Raw genomic sequence first — 12,248 nt, 5'->3', positions numbered from 1 at the left:
TGCACGTTTTCATGTTATATGCCTCTCTGAGGCAGAGAGAGGAGAGGCGCCATGAACGCCAATCAGATGATCAACATGGTGATCCGCATGGTCATGCGCCGGTTTCTGAGCCGGGGTATGAATGCGGGCATGGACGCCATGGGAAAACGCATGGGCAAGGGTCGGCGCGGCGCGAAAGACCCGCAGCGCAAGGGCTAGGGCGGGTCAATCAATCGCGGCGATTAACCGGCCCAGGGCTGCGGCGGGATCGTCTTCGCGCCAGATCTCTTCGCCGAAGGCCAGGAAATCGCTGACAGGGGCGAAAGAGGTTACCTGTTCGCAGTCGAGCCCGCCCTCTGCCACGACCGGCACCTCTATCACCTCGGACCACCATTCGAAAATCTCGCGCTCCGCGCGGCGGCCATCGCCAAGCGCCGTGGCACCGACCGGGCCGAAGCTCACGTAATCGGCACCCGCCTCGCCCGCGCTCATCCCGTCATGGCGCGATGTGCCGCAGAACGCGCCGACGATGGCCTCTTCGCCCAGTTCCTTGCGCGCGGCGCGCACCGAGCGTGGCCCGTCGAGCAGATGCACCCCGTCGAGCCCCAAACGCTCGACCATCAGGATATGGCTTTCGATCACCAGGGCGATGTCGCGGGCATGGGTCACCTCGCGGCAGGCATCGGCGGCGCGCGCGATGCGGTCCTCGTCGTGACTGGCAAGGCTTAGCCGCACACAGGCCACCGGATGCGTGTCAAGCACCTGCATCAGACGTTCGGGAAATGTGTCCAGCTCGAACTCGGGCGGGGTGATGAGATAGATTTGCGGCTGCGCGATCTCGTCCATCTGGGCGCTCCTTGGCATTTTCGCCCCTCTTAGCCAAGAAACGCGGCCTTGACCATCGCTGGCGTGCGGCTTCTTTATGGTGAAAATACTCATACCTCCAGATGCGGCCCGCGTGTCATCGGCGTGGGAAGCCCGGGAAAAATCGCCTCTAGCAAGCCTCCTGGCGGGTCTCTATCTTGGGGGCAAAGAGGAAAGGGGCAGGTTTGGCGATTGCAGGGCTGGCCGATGGGCTGACACGCGGGTTCGAGGAGTTCGGCGATCGCGTGTCGGGCGCGTTTTTCGAACCAGTGCTCCGGTTGGGGGTCACTGGCCTTGCCCGCGCGGGCAAGACCGTGTTCATCACCTCGCTGATCGCGAATCTTCTGGACCGCGCGCGCATGCCGGGCCTTTTGGCCGAGGGCGAGGGGCGCATTCTAGCAGCCTATCTGCAACCGCAGCCCGACGTGACCCTGCCGCGTTTCGATTATGAGACGCATCTGGCGGCCCTCACCGGGCCCAACCCGCATTGGCCCGACAGCACCCGTGCCGTGTCGGAACTGCGCCTGTCGCTGCGGGTGCGGCCGGGCGGATTTCTGTCGGGCATGACGGGCCCGCGCGTGGTGCATCTCGATATCGTGGATTATCCGGGGGAGTGGCTGCTTGATCTGGCGCTGTTGGAGAAGAGCTATGATCAGTGGTGCGACGAGGTCTTGAACCGCATCGTCGCTCGCCCGCAGGCTGCCGAATATCTGGAGGCGGCGCGCGCCACCGATGCCACGGCCCCGCTGGATGAGGCGACAGCACAGCGTCTGGCGCAGGGCTTTACCGCCTATCTTCATGCCGCGCGCGATGCGGGCTTTTATGACTGCACGCCGGGGCGGTTTCTCTTGCCCGGCGATCTGGCGGGCTCGCCGGTGGTGACCTTCGCGCCCTTGCCCAAGGATGGCACCGCCCCACGCAAGAGCCTGCGCGCCGAGATGGCGCGGCGTTATGAGGCGTATAAGCGCGAGGTGGTTCGGCCCTTCTTTCGCGATCATTTCGCGCGGATCGACCGGCAGGTGGTTCTGGTGGATGCGCTCGATGCGATCCATAAGGGGCCGCGCGCGGTCGAGGACATGCGCGGCGCCATGGCCGATATCCTCGGGGCCTTTCGCCCCGGGCGGAACGCCTTTCTGACACAGCTTTTGATGGGGCGGCGGGTAGAAAAGATCCTCTTTGCCGCGACCAAGGCCGATCACCTGCATCACACGCAGCACGCGCGCCTGACCGCGATCATGGAGGCGCTGTTGCGCACGGCGCGGGACCGCGCTGATTTCGCCGGGGCCGAGACCCGCGCCATGGCCATCGCCGCGCTACGCGCCACGGTTGAGGAGCGGATGAGCCATCAGGGCCGCGAGCTCGATTGCGTGCGCGGGCGGCTGCTCGACACCGGGCGGCAGGCGGCATTCCATCCGGGGGAATTGCCCGAAGACCCTGCGCGGTTTCTGGCGGCAGCGCGGGGCGGGGCGGAGGCATGGCCCGACGGCGATTACCGGGCGATGCGCTTTGCGCCCGCGGCCCTCAGCCTGCGCCCCGGCGAGGGGCCGCCACATATCCGGCTGGATCGCGCCGCGCAGTTCCTGATCGGCGACCGGCTATGAGCATCGCGCGCGCCCGGCTCTGGCATCTGCCGCATCTTGCGCGCATCCTCTGGGCGTTTACCAAGGCGACCCCGTGGTTGCCGCAGGTGCGCAGCCCGCTGGACGATTTGCGCGCGCTGGCCTGGGTGACGCGGCGCGGCTGGGTCAGGATCGTGCGCGATGGGGGGGGCATCGCTGCCTTCATCGTGCGCGACGGCTCGCGGGTGCATGCACTTTACGTCGCCGCTGACCGGCGCGGACAGGGCCATGGCGGCGCGCTGCTGGCCGAGGCCAAGGCCGAGACAGGTGCGCTCGATCTGTGGGTGCTGGAACGCAACCGGCGCGCGCGCGCGTTCTATGCGGCACAGGGGTTTCGCGAGGCGGCGCGCGGGCAGGGGGCGGGCAATGATGAAGGCCTGCCCGATATCCTGATGATCTGGCGCGGGGAGGCGCAGGCGGCATGACCAACGGCCCGGTTCTGATCGACATCGAGGAGGGCGGCGAGGCCGCCCCGGACCGCGCGCCGCCGGTGCCCGACGACGAGCCCCGCCCCGAGGGGCGGGCGATGCAGGCGGCGATGGCGCGGGCGGCGCGGCCACCGTCGCGGCTGGCGCGGGCGTTCTGGGCGCTGGCGCTTGGGCTTATCGGTGCGGCGATCTCGGTCGCGGCCTGGGATTTTGCGACCGGGCTCATCACACGCGCGCCGCTTCTGGGTTATGCGGTCGCGGGGATGGGGATGGCGCTGCTGATCGTGGTGGCGCTTATCGCCCTGCGCGAGATCGCGGCCTTTGCGCGGCTGGGGCGGCTCGACAGCCTTAGGCATTCTGCGAACGCTGCGCTGACGGAAGAGGACCTGAACGGCGCGCGCGCCACAGTGACGCGGCTCGCGGCGCTCTATGCCGGGCGCGATGCGCTGCAATGGGGGCAGGCCCGGCTGAAAGAGCGTGAGGCGGAGCAATTCGACGCCGAGGCGCTTTTGGGTCTGGCCGAGGCCGAGTTGCTGGCCCCGCTTGATGCGCAGGCCGCGCGCGAAATCGAACTGGCGGCGCGACAGGTGGCGACGGTCACTGCGCTGGTGCCGCTGGCGCTCGCCGATGTGGCGGGGGCGCTGATTGCCAATCTGCGGATGATTCGGCGCATCGCCGAGATCTATGGCGGGCGTGCCGGAGTGCTGGGCGGCTGGCGGCTGACGCGGGCGGTGATGGCGCATCTGGTGGCCACGGGCGCGGTGGCCGTGGGTGACGACATGATCAGCAGCGTTGCGGGCGGCAGCATGCTCTCGAAACTGTCGCGTCGCTTTGGCGAGGGGGTGGTCAACGGTGCGCTGACCGCGCGGGTCGGGGTCGCCACGATGGAGGTCTGCCGCCCGCTGCCCTTTTTGCGGGTGCGTCGGCCTTCGGTCTCGGGGTTGGTCAAACGCGCGCTTGTCGGGCTCTTTCCGTCCTGAGCGTCACCGGGTCAGCACCAGCGTGCCGCCGGCGATCTCGATGCTGGAAAACCGCTGCAGATAGCTCATCCCCATAAGCGAACCGTTCATCTCGCCCTGGTTCACCACGGCGCGCACATCCTCGTGCCGCACCGGACCGACCGCGACACTGTTCAGCGTGACGGCGGCGGTTCGCACCTCGCCATTGGCGGTGTAGGCGCGTCCCAGATAAGCGAGGGCCCCGGTGTCGATGCCGATGCGCGCCGCGTCCGCCTGGCCCAGCACCACCTGGCTTGCCCCGGTATCGACGACGAAGCGAATGGGCTCGCCGTTCACCTGCGCGGTCAGGTAATAATGCCCGTCCGGCGCGCGCGGCAGTTCGATCCGGTCCTGCGACACCACGCTCTGCATCGGGCGCAGGGTCTGGCGGATATCGTCCCAGAGACCCACGACCGCGATGGCACCGACGAAGATCAGCACCCAGATCAGCGCCTGTTGCATGAGTTTGCCCAGAGATGCACGGTTCTGCACCACGAACCACAAAAGGATCACCGCGCCGAGGATGACCAGATAGGTGAGATTGAGAAAGTCGAAATTGCCCATGGGTCCGATATAGGCGTTCAGCCCGCCAGACCAAAGCCTTGCAACCCGTCGAGCACGAATTGCACCGCGAGGGCGGCCAGAAGCATGCCCAAAAGGCGCGTGACCACATTGATGCCGACGCGGCCAAGGGCGCGTTCCAGCAGGCTGCCCATCAGGAACATCACGAAAACCAAAGCGATGACCGACAGCATGACGCCGATCACTAGCGCAAGCCCCTCGATCCCTGGATTCTGTCCCGCCAGCAGGATCACCGAGGCGATGGAACCGGGCCCGGCGATCAGCGGGATGGCCAGCGGAAAGACCGACGGATCGTCGCCCTCATCCTCCTCGGCGGCGTCGGCCTGCCCCTTGCGCCGCTGGCCGCGCCTCTCGAACAGCATGTCGAGGGCGGTCAGGAACAACAGCAGCCCGCCCGCGATGCGAAAGGCGGGCATGGAGATGCCGATGAAGCCCAGCACCGCCTCGCCGAAGGCGGCAAAGACGATCAGCAAGAGCACCGAGGTCCCGCAGGCGCGGATCGCGATCGCGCGGCGGCGCGCGTTGCTCATGCCCTGGGTCAGCGCCACGAAGAGCGGCGTCATGCCGATGGGGTCAATGATCACGAAGAGCGTGACGAAGGCGGTTATGAGGAACGCGGTATCCATGCTGGCCAGACTAGCGCGGTTTTGGGCGGTTTGCACCATGTTCGGAGGCGAATGCCAAGCGCGAATTCACTCGGGCAGGGCGTGGGCCATGATCGCCGCAGTCTCAGCCTCGGGCGTGCGCCGTAACGAGGTGCTGTTTTTCTCCATGGAGGACCGTCTCTGGGCCATGGCAATGCTGGTGCTCATGGCGCTTGGCCTGTGGGACGCGCGCCGAAGGACTGAGAGCGCGCAGGATCGCGGGGTGCACATTGGTCGGGGCCAGGTCAGCGTTCCGCCGATTCCAGCCGCTCCAGCGCCTCCATCCAGAGGCGTTCGGCGAGGGCGAGACCGTCCTCGATCTCGGCATATTTCTTCTGCCACTCGGTGACGCCGTGCACGTCGTCATAGATCGCGGGATCGGCCAGTTTCTTGGCGACTTTACTTTCCATTTCTGTCAGCTTTTCAACGCGTTGCTCGCATTTCTTCACCTCTTGTCGCAGTCTCAGGACAGCGTCGCGCGAGGGGCGTTTGGGTTTCTCAATCTTGGGTTTGGGAGCGGGTTTTGCGCTATCCGTGCCCGAGAGCAGCATGGCCCGGTAGCTGTCAAGGTCACCCTCATAAGGGCGCACCTCGCCCTTGTTCACCAGCCAAAGCCGGTCCGCCACGAGGCTGAGTAGATGCATGTCATGGCTGACCAGGATTATTGCACCAGAGTAAGCGGTTAGCGCCTCCACCAGCGCCTCGCGGCTCTCGATGTCGAGGTGGTTGGTGGGCTCGTCGAGGATCAACATATGGGGCGCGTCGAGCGTGGCGAGCATGAGGCTGAGCCGCGCCTTTTGTCCGCCCGAAAGCTGACCGACCGTTGTCTCCGCCTGCTCAGCGCCGATGCCGAAGCCGCCAAGCCGCGCGCGCAGGCGGGCGGGTGTTTCGGTGGGGCGCAGGCGGCGGATATGGTCGATGGGTGTCTCATCGAGGTGCAGCTCGTCGACCTGATGCTGCGCGAAATATCCGACGCGCAGCTTGGAGGCCTTGTAAACCTGCCCCTCTATAAGTTGAAGTTTGTCCGACAAGAGCTTGGAAAGTGTGGATTTTCCTTCGCCGTTTCGCCCCAGTAGCGCGATCCGGTCGTCCTGGTCGATCCGCAGGTTGAGCCGCCGTAGCACCGGCACGCCATCATAGCCGACCGAACCACTCTCGATCCGCAGGATAGGCGGCGAAAGTTCTTCGGGCGTGGGGAAGGTAAAGCGTTTGAGTGCAGCTTCTTGCGGCGTCGTGATCGGCTTGAGCTTGGCGATCATCTTGAGGCGCGATTGCGCCTGAACTGCCTTGCTCGCCTTGGCGCGGAAACGATCGACAAAGCTCTGGAGATGGGCGCGCCGCGCATCCTGCTTCTTGGCCTCGGAGGCGGCGACGGCGAGACGTGCGGCGCGCGTTTCCGCAAATGTCTCGTATCCGCCTTGATAAAGCGTAAGTTTCTTGGCCTCGAGATGCAGGATCGACCCCACGGCGCGGTTGAGCAGGCCACGATCGTGGCTGACGATCAGCACCGTATGAGGATAGCGCGCGAGATAGGTTTCCAACCAGAGCGCGCCTTCGAGGTCGAGATAGTTGGTCGGTTCGTCGAGCAGCAAGAGGTCGGGCTGCGAGAAGAGCACGCCGGCGAGGGCCACGCGCATCCGCCAGCCGCCTGAGAAAGCAGAGCAGGGCATGAGCTGTTCGGCGTCGCCAAAGCCCAGTCCCTTGAGGATGCTGGCGGCGCGCGCCTCGGCTGACCACGCGTCGATATCGGCGAGGCGGGTCTGAATCTCGGCAATCCGTGCGCCATCACTGGAGAGGTCGGATTCTGCCATGAGTTCAGTACGTTCCGTGTCATAGCTCAACACGGTTTGAAGCAGAGAAACCTCGTTGCCGGGCACCTCTTGCGCGACACCGCCGATGCGGGCGCGGGGCGGCAAGGTGATGCTTCCGCCTTCGAGTGCCAATTCGCCCCGGATGAGGCGAAAGAGCGTGGTCTTGCCGGTGCCGTTACGCCCAACGATGCCGACCTTGTGGCCCTCGGGGATGGTGGCCGAGGCGTGCTCGATCAGGGTGCGGCCTGCAACCGAATAGGTGATATCATCAATGCGCAACATGCCCCCCGCATGCCGCAAGCGCGCGTCGCCGTCAATCACGGCTTTTCAAGCTGCGCCCCTCATGCTATCGGAGCCGCGATCAAACAGGGTCAGGCACAGGGCCGGGCCGGTGATTTTAACTGAAAAGAGGCTGAAATGGCTGTTGAACGCACGCTGAGCATCATTAAACCCGACGCGACCAAGCGCAACCTGACCGGCAAGATCAATGCCAAGTTCGAGGAGGCTGGCCTGCGCATCATCGCGCAAAAACGCATCCAACTGACCCCGGCACAGGCGGGGGTTTTCTACGAGGTGCACAAGGAACGGCCGTTTTATGGCGAGCTGTGCGAGTTCATGGCATCCGGCCCGGTCGTGGTGCAGGTGCTGGAGGGCGACGGCGCGATTGCTAAGAACCGCGAAGTGATGGGCGCGACCAACCCCGCCGATGCCGCACCGGGCACGATCCGCGCGGAGTTCGCGGAATCGGTCGGTGAAAACTCGGTCCACGGCTCTGACGCGCCGGAGACTGCGGCGGCGGAGATCGCCTATTACTTCTCGGGGCTCGAACTGGTCGGCTAAGCCCTGATGCCTGTGTGAAGAAAAGGCCGCAACCTTATGGTTTTGCGGCCTTTTTGTTTGTCATATACTGGCGTAGTCGCGGAAGATCGGCTTTGGTTCCTTGCGTGGTGGTCTGGGCGGCTTGGCACCGCCTTTCGCAACGCTCTTGGGGGGTGTTGCCTGTGGCATTTGCCTGCTCCTTTATGGGGCAGGGCCACCGGCGGGGCCGGCCCCTGCCTTGCATGATCCAATGAGTAGGCCACGGCACCGGGTCGCGGGCATGACGAAAACATGACGGTATCGCGGCACCTTAGACGGTCATGTCGTCGACCACCGTGACGCCCGAGCCACTATAGCCGTCCATCGCGGCGAGCGCCGTGTTCAGTCCAGACAGCCCGATGCGGTGGGTAATGAGGCGCGCAGGATCCAGCCGCCCGGCGGCGATCATGTCGAAGAGCGCGGCGAAACGGTCCGCGCCGATGCCACGGGTGCCGTGCAGGGTGATTTGCCGCGCGTAGACCAGATCGAGCAGAGGCAAATCGGGGGTTGCATGAATCCCGAGCGGCATGCCGATCTGGACATGACGCCCCATCTTTCGGAGGCTTTTCAATGAGTTGTGGAATGTCGCCGTGATCCCGAGCGCATCGAGCGAGACATGCGCGCCGCCCTGCGTCATGTCGCGCACGGCCGTGCCCACATCCGGCACGTCGCTCGCGTTCAGGGTGGCGTTGGCCCCGAGGCTGCGGGCGAGGGTCAGCGCCTCGTCGTTGACATCGACGGCCAGAACCTGCGCACCGATGGCGGCCCCGATCATGATCGCCGAGAGGCCGACGCCACCGCAGCCATGCACGGCAAGCCATTCCCCCGGTTGGGTTTTTGCCCGATCCACCACGGCACGGAACGAGGTGGTGACACGGCAGCCCATGCCTGCGGCGGCGGCATAATCCATCGCTTCGGGCAGGCGGACGAGGTTGAAATCGACGCGCGGGATGGCGACGCGTTCGGCGAAGGCACCCCATTGGCTGAAGCCGATCACCTTCTGGTGATTGCAGATCGTCGGCTCTCCGCCCCGGCAATCGGGGCAGGTGCCGCAGCCGAGGATGAACGGGGCGGTGACGCGCTCGCCCACGGCGAAAGCGTGGCAGTCCGGCCCGGTTTCAAGGATGTCACCTGCGAATTCATGGCCCATCACATGCGGCAGGTCGACATCGGGGTCAGCCCCTTTCCACGCGTGATGGTCTGAGCGGCAGACGCCGCAGGCGCGCACGGCGATGATCGCGCCGTCGCGGGGGCAGGCGGGATCGGGGACGTCGGTGATGTCGGTAGGGGTGTTGTAGCGGGTGAGGAGGGCTGCGCGCATCGGGCACCTTTGGCTGGAGTTCGGCGCAGCCTAGGATGGGGGGCGAGTGTCGGCAAGGCACGATGCGGGGCCGCCCGCAAGATGCGGACAGCCCCGGTTTGCAGACTTAGGCGACCATGCGCCCGACCACGTCACCAAAGGACGAGGGGGTTGGCACGATGGTGACACCGGCCTCGGACAGGATCTCGACCTTTTCCTGCGCCGATTCGCCAAAGGCCGAGACGATGGCACCGGCATGGCCCATGCGCCGTCCCTTGGGGGCCGAGAGACCGGCGATATAGGCCGCGACCGGCTTGGTCATGTGGTCGCGGATATAGGCGGCGGCCTCGGCCTCTTGCGGGCCGCCGATTTCGCCGACCATGACCACGGCATCGGTCTCGGGGTCATTCTCGAACAGCTCCAGAATATCGCGGAACGACGAGCCGTTGATCGGGTCGCCGCCGATACCGACGGAAGTGGACACACCGATGCCGCGCTCTTTCATCTGGGAGGCCGCCTCGTATCCAAGCGTACCGGAGCGTCCTACGATGCCGACGCGGCCCGCCGCATAGATATGTGGCGGCATGAGCCCGGCAAAGGCCTGGCCGGGGGTGATGATGCCCGCGCAATTGGGGCCGATGAGGCGCATGCGCTTTTCCGCCTTGTAGCGACGCATGTAGCGTTTGACCTTGATCATGTCGCTGGCGGGGATGCCGTCGGCGATGCAGACGCAAGTGCTGATGCCCGCATCCGCCGCCTCCATGATGCTGTCGGCGGCGAAGGGGGGCGGCACGAAGCAGACCACAAGATCGGCCCCGGTTTCGGCCACGGCCCCCTTGACGGTGTTGAAGACGGGCAGGCCGTTATGCTTGCTGCCGCCCTTGCCGGGGGTGACGCCGCCCACCACGTTGGTGCCGTGCTTGATCATGTCCTCGGTGTGAAAGCTGCCGATTCGACCGGTGAGGCCGGTGACGAGGACACGGCTGCTCTGATCTATGAGAATGGCCATCATGCGGCTCCTTTCGCGGAGGTGGGTTTCGTGTCGGACCAGGCGCGGACCACCAGATCGGCGGCCTCGGCGAGACTGTCTGAGGTCAGGATCGGCAGGCCGCTGTCGGCGATGAGGCGCTTGCCCTCTTCGACATTGGTGCCCGAGAGGCGCACGACGAGGGGCATGGTCAGCTCCAGTTCCTTGACCGCGCGGATCACGCCCTCGGCGATCCAGTCGCAGCGGTTGATACCGGCGAAGATGTTGACGAGGATCGCCTCGACATTGGGGTCGTTGAGCACTGCCTGGAACGACATCAGCACGCGCTCGGGGCTGGCGCCGCCGCCCACGTCGAGAAAGTTGGCAGGCTCGCCGCCCGCCATCTTGATCATGTCGAGCGTGGCCATGGCTAGCCCTGCGCCGTTGACGATGCAGCCGATCTCGCCCTCGAGGCCGATATAGTTGAGGCCGCGATCGGAGGCGAAGGTTTCGCGCGGGTCTTCCTGGCTCTTGTCGCGCAGTTCCGACAGTTCGGGGCGGCGGAAAAGCGCGTTGTCGTCAAAGCTGACCTTGGCGTCGAGCGCCATGATCTCGCCCGCGCCGGTGACGACGAGGGGGTTGATCTCGACCATGTTGGCGTCGGTTTCCTCCATCATCCTGTAGCAGCCGATGATGGTCTTGACCGCCTGCGGGATGAGCGCGGCGTCGAGCCCCAGCGAAAACGCGATCTCGCGGGCCTGAAAGCTCTGCATGCCCACTGCCGGGTCGACCACCGAGCGGATGATCGATTCGGGCTCCTGCGCCGAGATTTCCTCGATCTCCATGCCGCCCTGACCGGAGGCCACGACGACGACGCGCTCTTCCTTGCGGTCCATCACGAAGCCGAGGTAGATTTCCTGCGCGATGTCCGTGGCCTCTTCGATATAGAGGCGGCTGACCATCTTGCCCTGCGGGCCGGTCTGATGGGTCACCAGCGTGCGGCCCAGCATCCAGGATGCGGCCTCGCTGATTTCCTTTTCGGATTTGCAGATCTTGACGCCGCCCGCCTTGCCGCGTGCGCCGGAATGGATCTGTGCCTTGACCACCCATTTATCGCCCGAGAGTTCCGAGGCGCGATAGACCGCCTGTTCGGGGCTGTAGGCAATGCCACCGCGCGGCGCCTGCACGCCGAAGCGTTTGAGCAGGTCCTTGGCCTGAAATTCGTGGATATCCATTTGATTTCCCTCCCTTTATCCCTTGGCGGCTATAGCGTCGGCGACGCTGAGCACGTTGTTGGCCATCCGCTCTGATGCCGCGTCGATCATCTTGCCGTCGAGGCTGGCGGCCCCCTTACCCTGGGCCGCCGCCGTCCTGAGTTCCTCGATGATGCGGCGGGCGCGGGTCACCTCGGCCTCGGGGGGCGAGAAGACCTCGTTGGCAAGCGCGATCTGGCTGGGGTGGATGGCCCATTTGCCCTCGATCCCGAGGGCCGCGGCGCGTTTGGCGCTGAGCGTGTAGCCGTCGGGATCGGAGAAATCGCCGAACGGCCCGTCGATGGCGCGCAGCCCGTAGGCGCGGCAGGCGACGGTCATGCGGCTGAGCGCGAAATGCCACTGGTCACCGGGGTAATCGGGGTTGAGCCCGCCGATCACCACGGTGCGCGCGCGGTTCGAGGCGGCGTAATCGGCGACGCCGAAATGCAGCGCCTCAAGGCGGCCGGGGGCGGCGGCGATGGCCTCGACATTGGCCATGCCGAGCGCGGTCTCGATCAGCGCCTCAAGCCCGATTTTGTGGGTGAGGCCCATGGCCTCCTCGATCTGGCTCACCATCGTCTCCACGGTATAGAGATCGGCGGGCACGCCCACCTTGGGCACAAGAATGGTATCAAGGTTCTGGCCCGACTGTTCCACGATCTCGACCACGTCGCGATACATGTAATGGGTGTCGAGCCCGTTGATGCGGATCGAGGTTGTCTTGCCTTTGGCCTTCCAGTCGATATCGTTGAGCGCCTGAATGATATTGGCGCGGGCCTGGATCTTGTCTGGGGGGGCGACGGCATCTTCGAGATCGAAGAAGATGACATCGACATCGGTGTCCGCCGCCTTGTCGATCATCGAGGGGTTGGAGCCGGGTACGGCAAGCTCCGAGCGTTGCAGGCGTGACTTTTTCAGCGGGTGCAGGGTGTAGCTCATGGGGTC

The 12,248-nt window shown here is 65.4% G+C and carries 13 protein-coding genes; 5 read left to right on the top strand and 8 right to left on the bottom strand.

Annotated features, from left to right (window positions below; all coding sequences use genetic code 11):
• The first annotated feature begins 51 nt into the window (after positions 1–51).
• Positions 52–198: a hypothetical protein gene (locus BHD06_RS23805; RefSeq protein ID WP_176214376.1), complete on the top strand. Its 147-nt coding sequence runs from the start codon at positions 52–54 to the stop codon at positions 196–198.
• A gap of 6 nt (positions 199–204) precedes the next feature.
• Here BHD06_RS23805 and BHD06_RS15820 read toward each other — a convergent pair whose 3' ends face one another.
• Positions 205–825 carry a thiamine phosphate synthase gene (locus tag BHD06_RS15820; RefSeq protein ID WP_080457950.1) on the bottom strand — a complete coding sequence of 207 codons (621 nt, stop codon included), beginning with the start codon at positions 823–825 and terminating at the stop codon, positions 205–207.
• 203 nt (positions 826–1,028) lie between these two features.
• On the opposite strand from BHD06_RS15820, the gene BHD06_RS15815 reads away from it, so the two are divergent.
• Genes BHD06_RS15815 through BHD06_RS15805 form a run of 3 tightly spaced genes read left to right on the top strand, consistent with a single transcriptional unit; the run spans position 1,029 to position 3,870 of the window.
• A complete protein-coding gene (locus BHD06_RS15815) occupies positions 1,029–2,444 on the top strand; it encodes a YcjX family protein (RefSeq protein ID WP_080457949.1) in 1,416 nt (471 codons plus the stop codon).
• Positions 2,441–2,887: a GNAT family N-acetyltransferase gene (locus BHD06_RS15810; protein WP_080457948.1), complete on the top strand. Its 447-nt coding sequence runs from the start codon at positions 2,441–2,443 to the stop codon at positions 2,885–2,887. Before BHD06_RS15815 ends, BHD06_RS15810 begins: the two co-directional genes overlap by 4 nt.
• On the top strand, positions 2,884–3,870 hold the full coding sequence (locus BHD06_RS15805; RefSeq protein ID WP_080457947.1) for a YcjF family protein: 987 nt from the start codon (positions 2,884–2,886) through the stop codon (positions 3,868–3,870). Before BHD06_RS15810 ends, BHD06_RS15805 begins: the two co-directional genes overlap by 4 nt.
• 3 nt (positions 3,871–3,873) lie before the next feature.
• Here BHD06_RS15805 and BHD06_RS15800 read toward each other — a convergent pair whose 3' ends face one another.
• The 3 genes from BHD06_RS15800 to BHD06_RS15790 all read right to left on the bottom strand — a co-directional run bounded on the left by BHD06_RS15800 (position 3,874) and on the right by BHD06_RS15790 (position 7,207).
• The gene (locus BHD06_RS15800; protein ID WP_080457946.1) at positions 3,874–4,452 is read right to left on the bottom strand and encodes a TIGR02281 family clan AA aspartic protease; all 579 of its coding nucleotides are present in this window, start codon (positions 4,450–4,452) and stop codon (positions 3,874–3,876) included.
• Between the two features lie 17 nt (positions 4,453–4,469).
• Positions 4,470–5,096, bottom strand: coding sequence for a MarC family protein (locus tag BHD06_RS15795; RefSeq protein WP_080457945.1), 627 nt, complete (start codon positions 5,094–5,096; stop codon positions 4,470–4,472).
• A 263-nt stretch (positions 5,097–5,359) separates the two neighbouring features.
• Positions 5,360–7,207, bottom strand: coding sequence for an ABC-F family ATP-binding cassette domain-containing protein (locus tag BHD06_RS15790; protein WP_080458008.1), 1,848 nt, complete (start codon positions 7,205–7,207; stop codon positions 5,360–5,362).
• A 135-nt stretch (positions 7,208–7,342) separates the two neighbouring features.
• Here BHD06_RS15790 and ndk point away from each other — a divergent pair, with 135 nt between their 5' ends.
• Entirely contained in the window at positions 7,343–7,765 is a 423-nt protein-coding gene (ndk, locus tag BHD06_RS15785; RefSeq protein WP_080457944.1) for a nucleoside-diphosphate kinase, read from the top strand.
• 289 nt (positions 7,766–8,054) lie between these two features.
• Here ndk and BHD06_RS15780 read toward each other — a convergent pair whose 3' ends face one another.
• From BHD06_RS15780 to BHD06_RS15765, 4 genes are all read right to left on the bottom strand, one after another.
• Positions 8,055–9,104 carry a zinc-dependent alcohol dehydrogenase family protein gene (locus BHD06_RS15780; protein ID WP_080457943.1) on the bottom strand — a complete coding sequence of 350 codons (1,050 nt, stop codon included), beginning with the start codon at positions 9,102–9,104 and terminating at the stop codon, positions 8,055–8,057.
• Between the two features lie 106 nt (positions 9,105–9,210).
• The gene (sucD, locus tag BHD06_RS15775) at positions 9,211–10,092 is read right to left on the bottom strand and encodes a succinate--CoA ligase subunit alpha (RefSeq protein WP_139784763.1); all 882 of its coding nucleotides are present in this window, start codon (positions 10,090–10,092) and stop codon (positions 9,211–9,213) included.
• Complete coding sequence (locus BHD06_RS15770) at positions 10,092–11,285, bottom strand: malate--CoA ligase subunit beta (RefSeq protein ID WP_080457941.1); 1,194 nt, start codon at positions 11,283–11,285, stop codon at positions 10,092–10,094. The genes sucD and BHD06_RS15770 overlap by 1 nt, the downstream gene beginning before the upstream one ends.
• Positions 11,286–11,300: 15 nt before the next feature.
• A complete protein-coding gene (locus BHD06_RS15765; RefSeq protein WP_080457940.1) occupies positions 11,301–12,242 on the bottom strand; it encodes a CoA ester lyase in 942 nt (313 codons plus the stop codon).
• Positions 12,243–12,248 lie beyond the last annotated feature (6 nt).

The sequence above is a fragment of the Roseovarius sp. A-2 genome (assembly GCF_002072155.1).
Classification (GTDB): Bacteria; Pseudomonadota; Alphaproteobacteria; order Rhodobacterales; family Rhodobacteraceae; genus Roseovarius.
The sequence above is the reverse complement of the archived record's forward strand: the minus strand, read 5'-3'. Positions and strand labels throughout refer to the sequence as shown.